Source organism: Pseudoalteromonas sp. SG43-4 (assembly GCF_014164325.1).
Lineage (GTDB): Bacteria > Pseudomonadota > Gammaproteobacteria > Enterobacterales > Alteromonadaceae > Pseudoalteromonas > Pseudoalteromonas distincta.
The window spans coordinates 45,329-64,650 of the sequence record NZ_JACJFB010000001.1 but is presented as its reverse complement, the minus strand read 5'-3'; the positions used below and the strand labels follow the sequence as shown (position 1 = coordinate 64,650).

Annotated in this window: 17 protein-coding genes; 4 read left to right on the top strand and 13 right to left on the bottom strand. The window is 36.8% G+C overall.

Going from position 1 to position 19,322, the window contains the following annotated elements; translation table 11 throughout:
- Window positions 1-308: 308 nt before the first annotated feature.
- The 3 genes from H5160_RS00290 to H5160_RS00280 all read left to right on the top strand — a co-directional run bounded on the left by H5160_RS00290 (window position 309) and on the right by H5160_RS00280 (window position 3,387).
- Window positions 309-1,595, top strand: a complete 1,287-nt coding sequence (locus H5160_RS00290; protein WP_002961796.1) for a citrate synthase — start codon at window positions 309-311, stop codon at window positions 1,593-1,595.
- Between the two features lie 115 nt (window positions 1,596-1,710).
- Window positions 1,711-2,937, top strand: a complete 1,227-nt coding sequence (locus H5160_RS00285; protein WP_182693765.1) for a SufS family cysteine desulfurase — start codon at window positions 1,711-1,713, stop codon at window positions 2,935-2,937.
- A 33-nt stretch (window positions 2,938-2,970) separates the two neighbouring features.
- Window positions 2,971-3,387, top strand: a complete 417-nt coding sequence (locus tag H5160_RS00280) for a SufE family protein (RefSeq protein ID WP_165723481.1) — start codon at window positions 2,971-2,973, stop codon at window positions 3,385-3,387.
- 6 nt (window positions 3,388-3,393) lie between these two features.
- On the opposite strand, the gene tcdA is transcribed toward H5160_RS00280, so the two are convergent.
- Genes tcdA through H5160_RS00245 form a run of 7 tightly spaced genes read right to left on the bottom strand, consistent with a single transcriptional unit; the run spans window position 3,394 to window position 10,855 of the window.
- Window positions 3,394-4,191 (bottom strand): tRNA cyclic N6-threonylcarbamoyladenosine(37) synthase TcdA, encoded by a 798-nt coding sequence (gene tcdA / locus H5160_RS00275; protein ID WP_182736332.1) that lies wholly within the window; start codon window positions 4,189-4,191, stop codon window positions 3,394-3,396.
- The gene (locus H5160_RS00270; RefSeq protein ID WP_182719820.1) at window positions 4,192-4,872 is read right to left on the bottom strand and encodes a TIGR01621 family pseudouridine synthase; all 681 of its coding nucleotides are present in this window, start codon (window positions 4,870-4,872) and stop codon (window positions 4,192-4,194) included.
- Entirely contained in the window at window positions 4,869-5,630 is a 762-nt protein-coding gene (gene kdsB / locus H5160_RS00265; protein ID WP_002961791.1) for a 3-deoxy-manno-octulosonate cytidylyltransferase, read from the bottom strand. Before kdsB ends, H5160_RS00270 begins: the two co-directional genes overlap by 4 nt.
- The gene (locus H5160_RS00260) at window positions 5,618-5,815 is read right to left on the bottom strand and encodes a Trm112 family protein (protein WP_002961789.1); all 198 of its coding nucleotides are present in this window, start codon (window positions 5,813-5,815) and stop codon (window positions 5,618-5,620) included. The genes kdsB and H5160_RS00260 overlap by 13 nt, the downstream gene beginning before the upstream one ends.
- A complete protein-coding gene (gene lpxK, locus H5160_RS00255) occupies window positions 5,805-6,785 on the bottom strand; it encodes a tetraacyldisaccharide 4'-kinase (RefSeq protein ID WP_182736330.1) in 981 nt (326 codons plus the stop codon). Before lpxK ends, H5160_RS00260 begins: the two co-directional genes overlap by 11 nt.
- Window positions 6,782-8,527: a lipid A export permease/ATP-binding protein MsbA gene (gene msbA / locus H5160_RS00250; RefSeq protein WP_149602576.1), complete on the bottom strand. Its 1,746-nt coding sequence runs from the start codon at window positions 8,525-8,527 to the stop codon at window positions 6,782-6,784. The genes lpxK and msbA overlap by 4 nt, the downstream gene beginning before the upstream one ends.
- 60 nt (window positions 8,528-8,587) lie before the next feature.
- Window positions 8,588-10,855: a DNA internalization-related competence protein ComEC/Rec2 gene (locus H5160_RS00245; protein WP_182736329.1), complete on the bottom strand. Its 2,268-nt coding sequence runs from the start codon at window positions 10,853-10,855 to the stop codon at window positions 8,588-8,590.
- Here H5160_RS00245 and H5160_RS00240 point away from each other — a divergent pair.
- On the top strand, window positions 10,835-11,341 hold the full coding sequence (locus H5160_RS00240) for a DUF2062 domain-containing protein (RefSeq protein ID WP_024595571.1): 507 nt from the start codon (window positions 10,835-10,837) through the stop codon (window positions 11,339-11,341). The two genes, H5160_RS00245 and H5160_RS00240, sit on opposite strands and share 21 nt — an antisense overlap.
- 102 nt (window positions 11,342-11,443) lie before the next feature.
- Here the strand turns inward: H5160_RS00240 and H5160_RS00235 are convergent, their stop codons facing one another.
- The 6 genes from H5160_RS00235 to pyrD all read right to left on the bottom strand — a co-directional run bounded on the left by H5160_RS00235 (window position 11,444) and on the right by pyrD (window position 19,229).
- A complete protein-coding gene (locus H5160_RS00235) occupies window positions 11,444-13,189 on the bottom strand; it encodes a DUF3466 family protein (protein WP_182736328.1) in 1,746 nt (581 codons plus the stop codon).
- An 11-nt stretch (window positions 13,190-13,200) separates the two neighbouring features.
- Entirely contained in the window at window positions 13,201-15,114 is a 1,914-nt protein-coding gene (locus H5160_RS00230) for an ABC transporter ATP-binding protein (RefSeq protein ID WP_182736326.1), read from the bottom strand.
- Between the two features lie 15 nt (window positions 15,115-15,129).
- Window positions 15,130-15,369 carry a glutaredoxin family protein gene (locus tag H5160_RS00225; protein WP_182736325.1) on the bottom strand — a complete coding sequence of 80 codons (240 nt, stop codon included), beginning with the start codon at window positions 15,367-15,369 and terminating at the stop codon, window positions 15,130-15,132.
- A complete protein-coding gene (gene rlmKL, locus H5160_RS00220; protein ID WP_008133692.1) occupies window positions 15,362-17,479 on the bottom strand; it encodes a bifunctional 23S rRNA (guanine(2069)-N(7))-methyltransferase RlmK/23S rRNA (guanine(2445)-N(2))-methyltransferase RlmL in 2,118 nt (705 codons plus the stop codon). Before rlmKL ends, H5160_RS00225 begins: the two co-directional genes overlap by 8 nt.
- A gap of 91 nt (window positions 17,480-17,570) precedes the next feature.
- Complete coding sequence (locus H5160_RS00215; RefSeq protein ID WP_182736323.1) at window positions 17,571-18,101, bottom strand: cell division protein ZapC domain-containing protein; 531 nt, start codon at window positions 18,099-18,101, stop codon at window positions 17,571-17,573.
- 117 nt (window positions 18,102-18,218) lie between these two features.
- Window positions 18,219-19,229: a quinone-dependent dihydroorotate dehydrogenase gene (pyrD, locus tag H5160_RS00210; protein ID WP_182736322.1), complete on the bottom strand. Its 1,011-nt coding sequence runs from the start codon at window positions 19,227-19,229 to the stop codon at window positions 18,219-18,221.
- Window positions 19,230-19,322: the final 93 nt, after the last annotated feature.

Genomic DNA, 19,322 nt, shown 5'->3' with positions numbered 1-19,322 from the left:
CACAAAACAGTAAATTTTAAGCTGTTAAGAATATGTTTACCCAAATACAATACGGTTTAAAACCACCGTTAGTATATATACCCACAGGACTTTTTACAATTCTTGTTTATTTAGAGATGTTTGCGAATTAGCCAATAGTATTATATTTAATTAATACCGAATATTTATTATACATATATGCATAATGTTTATAAAAATTGACTTTAACCCCCTCTTTCACGTTAAAATGCGAAGATGTGCTTAAAACAGATTTCAGAACTTTAAAATCTAAAAATCAGAATAGATATCTTAATAGGAGATACATAGCGATGGCAGATAAAAAAGCCACAGTCCATATTGATGGACTAGATCCAATCGAACTTCCAATTTATCAAGGCACTGCTGGCCAAGATGTAATCGACGTACGTACGTTAGGTTCACATGGTCACTTTACTTATGACCCAGGTTTCATGTCGACTGGTTCTTGTGAATCTGCAATCACCTATATTGATGGTGGTAAAGGTGTACTACTTCACCGTGGTTACCCAATTGAGCAATTAGCTGAAGATTCTAACTATATTGAGCTTTGCTACTTACTTTTAAATGGTGAGTTACCTTCTAAAGAACAATACGAAGTTTTTAAGAATGAAATCACTACAAGCACTATGCTTGACGAGAAAATTGCTAACTTTTTCCAAGGTTTCCGCTTTGACGCTCACCCAATGGCAATGCTTTGTGGCGTAGTGGGTGCATTATCATCTTTTTATCATGAAGACCTTGATATTACTGATGCAGAACAACGTAAAACAAGTGCAGTTAAGCTAGTTGCTAAGTTACCAACTATTGCTGCAATGGCTTATAAAACAAACATCGGCCAACCGTTTGTATACCCACGTAACGATTTAAGCTATGCAGAAAACTTCTTACACATGATGTTCTCTGTGCCTGCTGAAGAATATAAAGTTAACCCTGTAACTGCTAAAGCTATGGATAAAATCTTTATGCTTCATGCAGATCATGAGCAAAATGCATCGACTTCAACAGTTCGTCTTGCTGGTTCATCAGGTGCTAACCCGTATGCATGTATTGCAGCTGGTATTGCTTCTTTATGGGGACCTGCTCACGGCGGCGCTAACGAAGCATGTTTAAACATGTTAGAAGAGATTGGCTCTGTGGATCGTATTGATGAATACGTTGCTAAAGCTAAAGACAAAGCTGACCCATTCCGCCTTATGGGCTTTGGTCACCGCGTTTACAAAAACTTCGACCCACGTGCTACAGTAATGCGTCAAACGTGTCATGAAGTTTTAGCTGAGCTAAATATCCAAGATCCACTTCTTGATATTGCTATGAAGCTTGAGCAAATTGCCCTTGAAGACCCGTACTTTGTAGAGAAGAAACTATACCCTAACGTAGATTTCTACTCTGGTATTATCTTAAAAGCGATTGGTATTCCAACAAGCATGTTCACTGTAATTTTTGCAATGGCACGTACTGTTGGTTGGATCACTCACTGGGATGAGATGCTATCTCAACCTGGTCATAAGATCAGCCGTCCTCGCCAAATGTATACTGGTTACACTCAACGTGACTACGTATCAACTGACAAGCGTTAATTAGCGCTGGTTAGTTTAAAAGGCCGCATTTTGCGGCCTTTTTTTATTAACAGCACTTGAGAATTATCATAAACCGATTACAATCCCTGCCTTAAAAACACTATGTAGATGAGCTATGCCTACTTTAAAGTTTGATATAAATAAAATTAGAAAAGACTTCCCGACATTAAATCAAACAATAAACGGCTGCCCGCTTGTTTATTTAGACTCAGCAGCAACCTCACAAAAGCCTCAATCAGTTATAGATACAATTACTGAGTTTTATACGTCTCAAAATGCAAATGTACACCGTGGACGCCATACACTTAGCGAACAGGCCACTTATTCTTATGAACAAGTCCGGGATAAAGCTGCAAGGTTTTTTAATGTCTTAAGTAAAGAGATTGTATGGACTAAAGGTGCTACAGAAGCCATAAATTTGGTCGCTAACGGCTTAAAAAAGCGTTTAGATGAAAGTCATACCATAATAATATCTCCGCTTGAGCATCACGCAAACATAGTGCCTTGGCAACTAGTAAGCCAACAGACGGGAGCTAAATTAGTCTCTCTGCCGCTAAATAATAATGGCACGCTAAACACCCAACAATGCTGTGAATTTATAAAAGAAACAAAACCTGCCTTATTAGCTATTACACAAGCATCGAACACACTGGGTAATATCACTGATTTAAAGCCACTAATTGTAGCTGCAAAAGAGGTGAATTCGCTTGTTTTAGTGGACGGAGCCCAAGGTGCACTGCATTTAAAACCCGATTTACGTGAATTAAACTGTGACTTTTATGTTTGCTCAAGCCATAAAATGCTCGGTCCAACAGGCTTAGGTGTACTTTATGGCCAATATGAAGAGCTAAATACGCTAGATATTTACCAATCCGGCGGTGAAATGATCGATAAAGTTTACTTAACTCATAGCACTTATCGCCCTGCGCCTGCAAAATTTGAAACTGGCACACCAAATATTTCTGGAGTTTTAGGCTTTGGTGCCGCATTAGACTATTTAAATGAATTAGATCACGTGCAAATACAGCAATATGAACAAGAATTGTTTAGTTACGCGGCACAAAAATTGGTAAAGGTGGATGGCATTACCATATTCAGCAACCTATCTGACAATATTGGTACACTCTGTTTTAATTTTAAAGATGAACATCCTTATGATTTGGCAACTTTACTTGACGGATATGGGGTTGCAGTCAGAAGTGGACACCATTGTACGCAACCATTAATGACACATTTAGGGCTTAATGGAACGTTAAGAGCGAGTTTTTCTTTTTATAATACCTACAAAGATGTAGATATATTCATTGATTCACTTAAAAAATGTATCGCTTTATTAGATTGAACGCCAGTTTAATAGAATTAATTAGGATAACTCATGACAAATACGTTTAAAAAAGTCACAGAATCTATAAAAAATGCGACCGCTTGGCAGCAAAAATATCGTGAGATAATGCTTTTAGGAAAAACGTTACCGGCTTTAGCTGATGTTTTGAAAACTGATGATGCACTTGTACCAGGCTGTGAAAGCAAAGTATGGATGTTCGTTGAATTTGACTTAACCGAAAATACACTTGTTGTAATAGGTGACTCTGATACTCGTATAGTAAAAGGATTATTAGCCATTATTTTAGCGCTTTACAACGGGCTTACACCAGAACAGGTAGTGAATAAAAATGCGTATGAAGAATTTGAAAAGCTCGGCCTTATAAGCCACTTAAGCGCATCACGTGGTAATGGTATTAAAGCCATGGTTGATAAGATACAAACCATGGCACAACACAAGCTTAGTTAACTAAAACTAAGCTTGTGAGCGTTGTTTTTTATTTAGATATTTACGCACCGCTTTTGCAGCAACAAAAAAACCAAAGCTTCCTGTGATCATAGTCACAGAGCCAAAACCATTATTACAGTCCATATTCATTGTGCCATCAGCACTTTGCTTAGCATGACATACGCTGCCATCGCTTCCTGGGTAAACCAATTGCTCTGTTGAGTAAACACAATCAATATTAAACTTACGTTTAGGATTATTACTAAAATTATATTGCTTGCGCAAAATATAGCGCACCTTTGCAAGTAATGGGTCTTGCGTAGTTTTAGCTACATCACCAAAAGTTATTTGGCTAGGATCTGTTTGCCCGCCAGCACCACCAGTTGTAATTATAGGTAGTTTATTACGTTTACAGTGAGCAATTAATGCTGCTTTTTCTTTAACTGCATCAATACAATCAATTACATAATCAAAACCTTGAATATGCTCTTGAATATTATCAAGCGTAATAAAGTCATCTATTACACTAATTTGGCATTCTGGGTTAATAAGCTCGCAGCGCGCTTTCATTGCATCGACTTTAGCTTGACCAATAGTGCCCGTTAACGCGTGAATTTGTCTATTGACGTTAGTCGCGCAAATATCATCCAAATCTATAAGTGTTATTTTACCAACACCAGTACGTGCAAGTGCTTCTGCTGTCCAGCTTCCTACACCACCAATACCTACTACACAAAAATGTGCTTCTTGAAGCCAATCAAACTGTTGATGACCATATAAACGTTTAATACCACCAAAACGTATATCTGTAACTTTTTCGCTCATTTACCAATCCAGTTGCCATGGCGATTGCCATGCTTGAAAATCTTGATGTTTAATTAACGCCAAATACTCATCACCACTATCGGGTAATAAAGTTAGCTGTATTTGTTCACCTTGCCATAAAAAGCTTAACGCATATGCATGTAAATAGGTACGATTAGAAGGCGTGCCTGAATACATTGCATCGCCTAAAATAGCTGCGCCCACACTTTTTAGTGCCACTCTTAGTTGATGTGTTTTGCCAGAGTAAGGTTTTAAAATATACCCTCTAAACCCTGGCTTATAACTCAGAGAATAGAATCGGGTAATTGCAGGGTTAAGTGTACTCGTTAGTAACTTAAACGAGCCACGGCGAGACTTAGCCATATCGCCTTTTATCCACCCCTGCTTCTTTTTTGGTTTAGCATCACTAATCGCTAAATAAAATTTATTAATCACATGCTCAGTAAACATAACAGTAAAGGCGGCTGCAGCGGCTTTGTTTCGCGCTAAAATAATCAGCCCTGATGTCACTTTATCTAAACGATGAACGGCATAAAGCTTTTGCAATAATTGTTGTTCGGCTAAAACAACAAAGCCGGGTCCCTCTTCAGAATGAAAATTAAGACCCGCTGGCTTTTCTAAAATATAAAAGTCGTTATGTGTATAAACAACTTTTAATATCTTACTTACTTGCTCACTCACACGTTTTTACTTTTAATATGCGCTATCACTTTAGCTAAGTCATCAGGCGTATCTACACCTGCATGAGGGGCTATTTGAGCTTGTTCTATTTTAATTTTATAACCGTGATACAAAACACGTAACTGCTCAAGTGATTCAAGTAATTCTAGTGGTGATACACTCAGCTCTATGTATTGTTTAATAAAACCCGCTCTGTACGCATAAATACCTACATGGCGTTGAAACGGGGCTAAATTAAGGGCAGTGCTATCACCCATCATCGTATTTCTATCAAACGGTATACTTGCACGAGAGAAATACAGGGCATTTTTATTTATATCGCTAACCACTTTAACGGCATTAGGATTAAATACTTCATCACGTTCTTCAATAGCAACACTTAACGTTGCCATTGGTGCTGTTGAATCACTTAATAGTGCAGCAACTTGAGATACGTTTTCTGGTGCAAGTAATGGCTCATCGCCTTGTACATTAACCACAATTGTATTGCTATCAAGTTTAAGCAAATCAACCACTTCAGCTAATCGTTCAGTACCCGACTGGTGATCTTCACGCGTCATTACTACATCATTAGTAAACATACTTACTGCATCAAATACTTTTTGATGATCGGTTGCTATAACTACTTTACTAGCACCTGATAAACATGCTTTTTCGTAAACGTGTTGAACCATTGGCTTGCCACAAATATCAGCAAGCGGTTTACCTGGTAGTCGGGTCGATGCAAAACGAGCAGGAATTACAACTACGAATTCCACTTTTCAACCTCTTCTAAAGATAACTCACGTGCTTCATTTTCAAGTAATACTGGAATATCATCTTGAACAGGATAAGCAAGCTTAGCTGCTGTGCTAATTAGTTCGTTGTTTTCTCTATCAAAGCGTAATTTTCCCTTACAAACAGGGCACGCAATTATCTCGAGTAATTTTGTATCAAAGGCCATTGAGTATTCCTTTTTCTTTTAATATTGAATTTAATGTGTTTATTACGCTATCGGTAGGTTGTGCATCTACTGGTAAATAATACCAATTAGGCTTTGCAAAGGACTTACATTTAACGGCATCTTTTTCGGTCATTATAATGCAATCATCACCAAATTGGGCAAAATCATCTACTGTATAAGCATAATGATCTCTAAAATGATGAGTCGATAATAACGTAATATCTTGTGCTTCTAATGAGTTTTCAAACCGTTTAGGGTTCCCAATTGCACTTATTGCATGTGCTTCACTTACGTTACTTTTTGCATAATCGCTTGAATTAACCAAGCGAAGATTACTTACTTGTAATGTGTAGCTATTATTAGCCTCACCACCATTTTCAATTACTATATCGACACTTTGCAAACGTTTAGTTGTTTCACGAAGTGGCCCTGCTGGCATAACAAAGCCATTACCAAAACGACGCTCACTATCAACAATACAACACTCAATGCTACGAGGCATTTTATAATGCTGCATTCCATCATCAGAAATAATAACGTCGAGTGTATAATTATTTTCTAATAAATCGATATTGTGTTGTCTATTAGGCCCAACCGCTATTGGGCACTTTAAACGATGGTATAAAAGTACGGGCTCATCTCCAGCCTGCTGAGCATCTACAAGCTCAGTAACTAAAAGCGGGTAATTTTTTGATTGCCCACCATATCCTCTACTAATAATTCCCACTGATAAACCTTGCTGTGTTAAATGACCATACAGCCACAAAACAAAAGGCGTTTTACCATTACCGCCAACACTTATATTGCCAACTACAATTACAGGCGTTTTGCACTCAAAAGGTTTAAGTATTTTAGCGCTGTATAAGTATTTTCGAAATGACGATACAACCCAAAACAAAGCACTTAATGGTAATAACAGTAAAGTAATTAGACCAAATGGTTTATACCAGCTTTGTTCTATTTTACTCACGCCTGATCACCAAACTGCATTTTGCAAAGGGCTGAATAAGTACCGTCATTTGCTAATAAACTATTGTGATCGCCACTTTCTATTACACGACCATTATCAATAACATAGATTCGGTCACTGTTTTCGATAGTAGATAAGCGATGCGCAATAACAATTGAGGTTTTATCTTTCATTAGCGTTTCTAATGCTTGCTGAATAAGCTTTTCAGATTCGGTATCAAGTGCTGATGTAGCCTCGTCTAAAATCAAAATAGGTGCGTCTTTTAATATTGCACGTGCTATCGCTATACGCTGGCGTTGACCGCCGGAGAGCATTACACCATTTTCACCTACCATGGTGTTTAATTGCTCTGGCAGGTCTTTAACAAACTCCCAAACATGCGCTTGTTTAGCAACTTGCTCTAATTCTTCCTCAGACACATCATGCTTTATGCCATAACAAATATTGTTAGCAATCGTATCGTTAAATAACACGACTTGTTGAGACACTAAAGCAAATTGGCGACGTAGATCTGTTAATTTATAATCCTGCAGAGCTATACCATCAAGTAATATTTCACTCGGTAACTCTAAGTCATAGTAGCGTGGTAATAAATTAGAAATTGTTGATTTACCCGAGCCTGAGCGCCCTACTAAGGCAATACTTTCACCCGCTTTAATCGTTAGCGACAAATCGTTTAATACGGCTTCATCTTTTGTTGGGTACTTAAAGGTTACATTTTTAACTTCAATTAACCCTTTAACTTTATCGACTGAAACGGTGCCAGTATCTTTTTCCATTTCTTCATCTAAAACTAAAAAAATACTTTGCGCGGCAGAGATACCACGCTGCATATCACTATTAACATTGGCGAGTTGTTTTAGCGGTCGCAATAGCATCATCATTGAGGCAATTAATGCCATGAAGTCACCAGAGGTAATCGTATCAATCATTGATGGAAGAGATACAGCCCATAAAATAACAGCCATAGCACTTGCTGCTAATATTTGAATAATTGATACACTTAAAGCTTTTGTCGCATCCATTTTAATGCGCTGCTGGCGGTTATGATTATTAATCTTTGAGAAATGGTTTATTTCTTGGTCTTGTCCGCCAAATCCATGAATAACTTTATGTCCGCTAAGCATTTGTTCAGAGCTACGTGTAACCTGCCCCATAGCTGATTGGATACTTTTAGAAATATGGCGAAAACGTTTCGATACAACCGCTACAATAATGGCAACGAGAGGGATGATGACTAAAAATATAAGTGAGAGCTTCCAACTGGTATAAAACATTACACCAAGTAAAAAGACAACAAAGGCTCCTTCACGTACAACAATAAGTAACGCTTTAGTAATTGCTTGTTGAACTTGCTCTGTGTCAAAAGTGATTTTTGAAATTAAATCGCCTGTTGAGTTTTTGTCATGAAAAGAAACGGGTAAATGCAATATGTGCTCAAATAACTCTTGGCGTAAAGAGCGTACAACTTGAGAGCCCACATAACTTAAACAGTACGAAGACATAAAGTTAAAAACACCACGCCCTAGTACTAACGCGATAACAACAAAAGGAGCGTACTTTAAAACTTCTGTATTTCGCTGGTTTAAACCTTGATCAATAAACGGCTTCATTAATTGAATGAATAAAGCATCCATTGCTGAATAGCCTATCATCCCAACAATTGCGATAAAAGCGACGCTTTTGTATGCGCCAACATACGAGACAAGACGTTTATAAATTTGTGCAGTACTTTGATCCATAACACTCTCTAAATACAGTAACTCCCTGTATTGTATCCTTCGATGAGATAAAACTAAACGTCAATCTTTGATAAACCAATAACTTTCCTGCCCTCTTGCTGTTTCTATGACCAAATTGTTTGAGTAGAATTTAATACTAATTTGTCCTTCAACGCCTGTTGTAAATTGCTCGGCGCTTATTGCTTTGTAACGCTCGACAACAACGGGCTTGGGAAATTCCCACTGTCCTTTATAAGCACTTGAATGAATCACAACTTTAGGGCCAACATAACTAATAAAATTAACACTTGAGGATGTATCACTGCCATGATGCGGGCTTAACATGACTGTACTTTTCAACGATGTATTATTAGCTAATAATGAGGCTTCACGGGATTTTGATATATCACCTGTAAATAACACACTATAAGTATTACTCGATACTCTAACAACGCATGAATCGTCGTTTTCATTTCCATACCCTATAGTGCTAAAGCTTTCTACTCTTAAACCGACAAAATCAACACTTTGGACTTCACACACATTAAGTGTATTTTCAGGATGAAATTGCTTTAATGTTTCCCCAAATCCAGCTTCAATAAAATGCTGTATTCCTCCAGCGTGATCGCTGTCTTCATGACTTAGAATTGCTGTTTTTACTGTGAAATTATTTGCTTTTATATAAGGCAATAAAATACTTCGCGTACGACTAAAACGATTAAAATAACTTGGACCAAAATCATAGATAAGCACTTGGTTATCTTTTTCAATTAATGCCATGAGACCATGCCCAACATCAAACACATGAAGTTGCCAGTTAGGCTTTTCTTTTAGAAGATTATTCAATAAAAGTACTGTTAAAGGAATGAAACAGAGCAATTTATAGGGGAGGAAGTAAATCATCAACATAGTAATATAGGTAAAAATGACGAATATTAACTCGATTCTTCCTGTTGTCAGCCATCTTAACGGCTCGGGTATTTCATAAAGTAATTTAAATAACGCATATAGCCCTGTATCAAACAAATGTATTAAATTACCTATATCTAAAAAAGTACTCAGTAATGTAAAAACAATCAAAAATGGCAAAATAATGATGGAAAGAAACGGTATCGCAATTAAGTTAATGACTAGGCCCGCAATACTTACGCCATTAAAAAAATAAAGTGAAAGTGGTAATAAACCGATAAACAATGCTACTTGAATAACAAATAACGCAATAATTTTGTTTTTGATTCGTGTATTTAATATTGGTAATTTATTAATAACAGTAAAAATTATAGCGACCGCTAAAAATGAAAAATACAGACCTGGATTAAGTAAATTAAATGGGTTAACAGCAAGCACTATTACCAAGGCAAATAAAATACTACGCCATCGCAGCTGCTGCTTAGCAAGAAAATAAAGTAACAAATAACAACCCAGCATAATTAGCGCTCGCGTTGCTGATACTAAAAAGTCACTTAAATATACGTAAACTAATGCAGCTATAAAACCGAACGAACTGTAGTAAAGTGTAAGGTTAAATGATTGACCAATTGAAAAGTTTATTTTCGTACAGATAAATCGAATGAATAAATAACCAAAGCTAAAAATCAAACCAATATGTAAACCCGATATAGCCAGTAAGTGACTTAACCCAAGTGATTGCATTAATTGTTTATCTGTATAGCTCATCAACGATTTATCACCACTGAGTAATGCATAATAGAGCCACTGCAATCTTGTATTTGTATAGGTATTTTTAATGAAGTTTTGATAATCTAGTACGATGCTTTGTTTATCGCTGTGTATTATATTAAGCTCTTTCTTGAGCACTTTACCTTTAAATAATATCCTATTTATAAATGCATAACGTTCATTATCAAACACATTAAAATTTTTATTACTGCGAAAATATTTTAAATGGATTAATGCAGAGAATTCATCCCCGACTGTAAAGGGCTGTGCAGAATTAACACTGAGCATTGCTTTGGGTGCTCTAAAACTCGAAAAACTACTCCCGTCTAATGCCACTATTTTGGCTTTGATATACTGAGGTTTTTTATCAGAAATAATCTCTTCAACAACTAATGTAGAATCAAGTGCATACTTTTCGTTCGATTTTGGTATTTCAAAACTATAAAAAAGGTAGAAATGCATACCAACAAAGCAAATTGCACAAATAAAGCCTAACAATACGTTTAAAAACGGCTTAAAATAAGCGCTCACTATTACAATGAAAATTGTGAAGACTGTAAATTCGAGAGTTTGATAATAAAACACGGTTGCTACACAGCCAATTACAAACCCAAGACTTATCCACACTGATGTAAATGGTTGCTTTAAATGGCTAAAAAAACGATCCAAAGATTTTTACCTGATCCAAATAAAATTAGACATCATAAATCACTAAAAATATTTGGACGACTTTTGCAAGACGCAAATCTTTGGCATTTAAATAGACGTTCAGCTCGAGGGGCCTTCGCGGTCGGGTTATTTTTTGCTTTCATCCCTGTTCCTTTTCAAATGGTTTTAGCCGCAGCAGGTGCTATATTATTTAGGGTTAATTTACCCATATCAGTTGCTTTAGTATGGCTTACGAATCCATTAACCATGCCACCTATCTTTTATGGCTCATACTTAGTGGGTACGTTAATACTTAATCAGCCAGAACAACACTTTGTATTTGAAGCAAGTTGGTCTTGGTTTTTAGAAAGTATAGAAACAATTGGTCCTGCATTTTTATTAGGTTCATTAGTATGTGCTTCTATTGCATCAATTATAGGATATTTTGGTATCGATATTATTTGGCGCCGCTCTGTGAAAAAAGCATGGTTATCACGAAATAATTAGTGGCGTTAAAGCTAAATAATCGCTGCAATCCTAATCTAATAAAATATTATAGACGAAAAAAAACCAACTTTATCAAGTTGGTTTTTTTATAATCAATAAACTTTAAAAGCGAAATACACGCCTTAAGCCAACCAGTGGTAATAACAATAATGTATACCAAGCGAAGCTAGCAGAGTTACGCTCATAAACTTCAGCTTCTACTGGAGCACAGCTTTCTACTTCACCATTTGCAATTGGCGTTAGTTTAACTGCTATTGCAATACTCTCATATTCAATTTCACCATTAATATCAGTTACTACACCGCCTAATGAATCTAGCTTTTCAACTGTTTTAGTCGCAGTACCAAATATTTCATTATTTTCGTTGATAGCAGTCGCTTCAACCATAGTATAAGCGTAATCAGTTTCACCGTCGGTGTCATAACAAGGCAGTAAATCGTTTAGATTAGTGATTTTGTCTTCACCAATTTTGTAAATAAAGGCCTCTTTGAGTCGCGAGCTATCAGAAACACCCACTTCCCCTTCACCTACAATATAACCTTGGTTGTTTATATCGTTACCGTAAGAACTTGAGCTTGAAAAGTAATCATTAGGGAAAACCGTACTACCCGTTGCTATATCATGGTAAAAGAATTTATTACGAAGAGTACCTTCAATACGTTTAGTTGCATAACCTGTAATTACATCGTTATCATTAATAGCAATTGATTTACCAGACTGCCAGTCATCTTCTTGATTAATAAAATCAACAACCGCACCGTCTTTAAAATAAACTGGCATTGTAAGAATTGTATCGTCATTTTTGTAATAACGTGTATTCGATGATCCTACAATTGTCCCGTTGTTGTTCACTGCTAAAGCAGTACTTGTAAATGCATCATCTTCCGCTTCACCTTCATCAGGTGTCAGTGCCATACCAAGCTCTTCAACAGACGTGATATTAAGTGATTCATCAAGTTCCCATTTAACAGCGCGCTTATTAAATAAGCCTCGTGTAATATTTGTATTTAACAAGTTGATACATACTGACGTAGGTTCGTCTTCATTATCACAGTTATCATCAATATTATCTTGTCTGTCATCTGGAATGCTTGTAGACATGTTACCTACAACGGTATAACCACTGTTAGTTTTAATAATATCGTTGGCACGACTTGTACCACCGTATTCATTAAACTCAGGCTCTAACTCAACACTTACACTGCCATCAGCGCTTATTACAATCCCACGCTCTATAAATTCATGAGTAAACCATGTTTCTGCATCATCTTCACCATCAGGTGTAAAAGATACTTTATCGTATGGAGCGCTTCCCCAACCGACTGTAACACCATCTTCAGTTACAGCATTAAAAAGGTTAGTAGTTGAACGTGTTAGTCCGTCATAATCAACAGATGCAATATCAAATAATGGTTGCTCAGTTATTTGTGTATCATTATATTTTATGCCTACTAATGAGCTTAATTTTTGATATTCAAAATTTGTAGAAATTGAAGATAAAAAACTAACCATGAAAGTGTGTGCATCAGCATTAGTAAGTACCGCATCATTATTTTCAATGTCATCAAGTGTGAAGGTAATCTCTTTATCACTTAATTCAAATGCTGCCTCTGTATTGTCATAGCTATTTTCAATAAGGTTTTCAGTAAAATCTATATAGCTTGTATCAATAGGTAAATTGTATAAACCATTTGCGAAACCAATAATATGCCCGCTTTCGCTTACATCTGTTACATAAGAATATTTAGCGTCTTCAAGAGTCCCTAATTCACTTAACTGGTACGTCGCACTTGTTGCTGAAGTGCTTAATGTCGCTAAAATACTGGCAGCGAGTAATTTATATTTCATTTTAGTCCTTACTACTGATTCTGTAATTCTTCAAGTTCTTCCCAGCGCTCAAGGGCAGCTTCAAGGTCAGACTCAAGTTGTGCTAAATGGTTCAATGCTTTAGTTGTTACATCACTCTCTTGTTTAAAAAAGTTTGCGTCACTCACTACAGCTTGTTGAGCTTCAATTTCAGCTTCTAGTTTTTCCATTTTATTCGGTAGTTGCTCTAATTCAAGTTTTAATTTGTAAGAGAGTTTATTTGTCTTAGCTGCTGGTTTTGCAGCTGGAGCGGCTACTTTTTCAACTTTTTTTACTGGTTGTTGCTGAATTTTTTTTTCTTGTTCAGCTAAGTAACCTACATAAGCTTCATAGTCGCTATAACCACCGACGATATCTGTTACTTTACCATTGCCTTCAAATGCCCATACACTAGAACATGTATTATCAATAAATTCTCGGTCATGGCTTACAATCAGCACTGTACCTTGATATTGATTAATAATGTCCTCTAATAACTCTAACGTTTCAATGTCCAAGTCATTCGTTGGCTCATCGAGAACAAGTACATTAGATGGTTTTAAAAACAGTTTAGCTAATAGCAGTCTATTTTTTTCACCACCAGAGAGTGCTTTAACCGGGGTTCGAGCGCGTGCTGGAGGGAACAAAAAGTCTTGCAGGTAACCTAAAACATGGCGTGAACGACCGCCCATCATCACTTCTTGTTTACCTTCGGCAACGTTATCTTGAACAGTTGCTTCTTCGTCAAGTTTTTCACGGTATTGGTCAAAGTAAGCAAACTCTAAATTAACACCTTGCTTAGTAATACCACTATCAGGTTCTAAATCACCAAACATTAGTTTTAATAGTGTTGTTTTACCAATACCATTTGGGCCTACTAAGCCAATTCTGTCGCCACGCATTACAAGTGTCGAAAAATCATCAGCAATAACTTTGTCTTTAAATGCATGGCAAAGGTTCTTAGCTTCAAATACCAACTTACCTGAGCGATCAGCTGTTTCAATATTAAAGTCAGTTTTTCCAACTTGATCAACACGTTGCTTGCGCTCATTACGTAGCTGTTTTAGCTCTCGAACACGCCCTTCGTTACGCGTTCTTCGCGCTTTAACACCTTGGCGAATCCACGTTTCTTCTTCAGCTAAACGCTTATCAAACAATGCATTTTGCGCTTCTTCTACTTTTAAATCATGCGCTTTTTGCTCTAGATAAGTCGCGTAATCACCTGGGTAGGAAATAAGTTTACCGCGATCTAAATCTAAAATACGCGTAGCGACAGCGCGAATAAACGCACGGTCATGCGATATAAATACAATGCCGCCTTTAAATTCTTTTAAAAACTGTTCAAGCCACATTACACTAGCCATATCTAAATGGTTTGTTGGCTCATCTAGTAATAATAAGTCAGGCTCACTTACAAGTGCACGCGCAAGTGCTACTTTACGTAACCAACCACCAGAAAGAGACTCAAGCTTAGCTTCTGGTGTTAATTCTAATTGTGTCAAAACTAATTGAATTCGGCTATCAAAACGCCAACCATCAGCGGCTTCAAGTTGGTTTGATAAACGTTCAAGTTTATTTAATAACTTATCAGTACATTGTGTTTGCAGTTCGTTGCTAACATGATGAAAATCAATGAGTAGGTTAGCGATTTCTGGCATACCCTGTGCCACGTAATCAAATACAGTTCCGCTTGCACCTTTTGGTGGATCTTGCTCTAAACGAGAAATTCGAATACCACCAAGCTGATTTATTTCACCGTCATCTAAAACAACTTGTCCATCGAGCACTTTTAATAACGTTGACTTACCCGCGCCATTTCGACCAACTACACACACTCTTTCGCCACTTTCTATAACGGCGTCTGCTTTGTTAAGCAAAGCATGTGTACCAAAAGCAAGTTGTGCTTTTAAAATTCTTATTAAATCCATAGTTCTTATTTGCTCTTATTCTGCTTGTGCTAAAAAATCGCGCACAGAGTGTAAAGTAAAAGGCCAATATAATTTCTCGCCTTTTTCACTTTTTAATACAGGAATAGTAATTTGATACTCAGCAATAAGCTGCTCATCAGTCATAATATCGATTAGTAATAACTCACTGTTGTCATTTAGTACATCAGTGATAAGTTGCTCAGCCTGTTCGCACAAGTGGCAGCCATCAGTATGATATAAAATCCATTTAGCCATGCGTAATTAGCCAGCTATTATGGATTTTTTTATTACGTTTGAAGTCTGGTGATAGCGTTTTATCTGAGATATTAACGGCTTTTAAACCTAAACCAATCAGGCCAACTTCATCCATTACAAAACCACGTTTGTTATTAGAGAAAATCAAAGTACCTGATGGACTTAAGATCTTTTTAACCCACGTTAATAATTTAATGTGATCACTTTGCACATCAAACGCGTCTTTCATACGTTTTGAGTTTGAGAACGTTGGAGGGTCTAAAAATATCAAATCATATTGTGCTGTCGCATGCTCTAACCACTTTAAACAATCTGCTTGTTCAAAACGGTAACGTGTATTACTGATATTGTTTAAATCGAAGTTATCTTGGCCCCATTTTAAATAGGTTTTAGATAAATCAACTGTTGTAATTGCTTTAGCGCCACCAAGTGCAGCATGCACAGAGGCTGTACCTGTGTATGCAAACAAGTTTAAAAAGCGCTTATCTTTCGCATTTTCTTGAATATAACGACGCATTAAACGGTGATCTAAAAACAAACCTGTGTCTAAGTAGTCAAATAAATTAACTTTAAACTTAGCACCAAACTCTTCAACTACCATAGTGCGGTTTTGTTTAGACATGGCCGTATACTGGTCTTCGCCCTTTTGCTTTTTACGCACTTTTACAGCAATATTTTCAGGTGAGATATCAAGTTGTTGCGAAGTCAATGTTATTACGTCTTGCAGGCGTTTTTCTGATGTTTTTTCATCAATTTCTTTAGGCGCTGCATATTCAAAAATAACAGCAGAGTCACCGTAAATATCTACAGCAACATTGTACTCAGGGATATCCGCTTCATAAACTCGATAAGCGTCTACTTTATTTTGTTTAAGCCAGTTTTTTAAGCCTTGCTTATTCTTTTTCAATCTATTTGCGAATGACGTAGAACCTTCAAAATTAAGCGCTTTTTTATCATCGGTGGTCAAACTTACTTGCTTATCATCTAATTGATATAAGTTAAGTTCAACATCAAGTGGGCCATTTTTAAACTTATAACGCTTAAGACGCACAAGTTTTAAAAGTTTAAATAAGCTCTCGTCCATACCTAGTAAGGCAAGTTTCCAATGATTAAAGTGCTTTTTAAAGCCAACACCTAAATTACGGTGTAAATCAACAAGCTCAGCCATAGAACCAATACGCTCACCATAAGGTAAGTTTGAAATTACAACACCCGGTAATTTTGCAACAGCAGTAAGTTTAGTTGCATCACTTTGCTTAAACTTAATAACATCATCAAGCTCAGCACGTTTGGCATTATCAATCGCTTTATTTAAAACTTGTTCATCGTAATCGTGGCCAATTAACCACAATTTAGGATCGGTAATGTTAGCAAGTAACTCTTCTTTAAGTTCTTTAAACTTAGCGGCTCTAAAACTGGGTAAACGCTCAAAAGCAAAGCCTTCACGAAATAATCCCGGTGCTTCGTTTCGTGCCATGCCAGCCGCTTCGATTAAAATAGTACCCGCACCACAACATGGATCGAATAAAGGTTGTTTTACATTATCAAGCCAACCACTTCGTTTAATTAATGCAGCCGCTAAATGTTCTTTAATTGGTGCTTTACCTTGACCTTGACGGTAACCACGTTCAGACAAACGAGGGCCCGAATAGTCAATATACATAGAAACGCCGTAACGATTTAATCGTGCAACAACACGCACATTTGCATCTTGCTTATCAACGTTAGGACGCTGCTCGTATAAATCATTAAAGTAGTCAACAATCGCATCTTTTATTACAAGACCCGAAAATTGTGTGTTTTTTAATGAGTCATTGGTACCGTTGAAGTCGACAGCGAATGTTTGAGTTGGTCCAAACCACTCTTGCCAAGGTTGCGAGCGAGCAAAATTATACAGGCTATTCTTGTCATCTACGCCTTCTTTTTCTTCAATAAGCATAAGCACACGCGTTGCAAAACGACTTGATAAACAAACCTTTTGCGCCAGTAATGAGTCAGCCTCAAAACGAACAGAACCAACAGTTTGCTTAGACACAGTTGCGCCAAGTTCTGTTAGTTCATCAACCAATAAATTTTCGATTCCGATAGAAGTAAGTGCGATAAATTGCAAAGTAATAACCCTTAATAGCTAATTGCGCAGGATTATAACATAGGTTGGGCGACAAACACGCCATAAAGACACGCTTAAGACTTAAATTTGGTTAGGCGGTTTGACTTTGATATTGCTGATTTAGGATGGGGTGTACTCGATTATTCAAAATACGGATTACTTCAAATTGCGCTAAAGATAAGTTTTCGTCTAATTTAAAGGTTTCGCTTAAATTTAAGCAAATAGATGCATCAGGGCAATGCTCTACAATTAAAAAATCGCCAGCCTGCGTTTTAGATATTAATTTAACTATTGCTTCTACACTTGGCTCTGTTCCAGTGTACTCTTCAAAAAACCAGCTTTTTGATAAAACGGGTTTTAAGTGATATTTAACAGCGGTTGCATTTAGCGATATTTGACAAATTTGAGCAGCAGACCACAATTCAAACCCATCTAAATAGTTATAAACTTGTTCATAAAATGCAGCATCTTCTAGACTAAAACGTGGATTTTTAAAAACAGAATCGGTGAGTTGTCTTAACTTATAGGGCGTACATAATTGCATGTCGTCATTTAAATCAAGTAATAAACGATTTTTATTAGGACAAGTAATCCACTGCCATTGCTTTGATGCTTGTAACATTTACTCCTCCTTGGGTATGTTGAATAATTATTGCTCACAGTATAACCGCTTTTGACCACTTTTAAAATGCTTGCTTAGAACATTTATCGAACGATCAAAAGCTTAGATAACTGATCCTTATAAGCCGTTAACGATCGACTTTACCAATTGTGGACCTTTGTAGATGAACCCAGTATAAACCTGGACTAAATTTGCGCCTGCATCGAACTTTTCTTTTGCAGATTGCGCATCATCTATTCCGCCAACTCCGATGATTGGTAATTTACCTTGTGTTAAGCGTTTCAATTCACTCACTACCTCTGTAGAACGCATTCTAACAGGGTGACCTGATAAACCGCCGGCTTCTTCTGCATATTGCTGGCCCATAACTGCAGCTCGCTCAAGCGTGGTGTTGGTGGCAATTACACCATCGATTTTATTATTTAAAAGTGATTCACTTACTTGCTCTATTTGAATTTGATCTAGATCCGGTGCAATTTTTACAAGCATAGGCACTTGTTTATTGTGCTTTGCAACTAAATCTAACTGTTCGTTTTTAAGACTTTGCAGTAAATCATCAAGTGCAGCACCATATTGCAAATCACGCAAGCCAGGTGTATTTGGTGATGAAATATTTACCGTAATATATGAGGCATGTTCAAACACTTTACGCATACAATGAATATAGTCATCTTTACCTTGTTCATTTGGCGTATCTTTATTTTTACCAATATTAATACCGAGTATGCCGCTGTATTTTGCTGCTTTTACATTTGAAACTAAGTTATCAACGCCTTTATTATTAAAACCCATACGGTTAATAATAGCGTTTGATTCTGGCAACCTAAAAATACGAGGTTTATCATTACCCGCTTGAGCACGCGGCGTAATAGTGCCAACTTCAATAAAACCAAAGCCCATTTGGCTGAATGCATCAATACATTCCGCATTTTTATCAAGGCCAGCTGCTAGCCCTACAGGGTTTTTAAATTTCAGACCCAAAAAATCGACTGGCTTATCAGAAATATTTTGCGACCAAGCTAAATTTAAAGGTGTATTGGTAAAACGACGAAGATTATTAAGTGCAAACTCATGCGCCCACTCCGCATCACGGGTAAACATAAAACGGCGAGCTAAATCATAAAACATCAATATAATCCTCTTTTTAAATTTTAGACAAAAAAATACCTCAGACAAGGCTGAGGTATTGTATAACAATTTTAACAATCAGTTATTTATTTA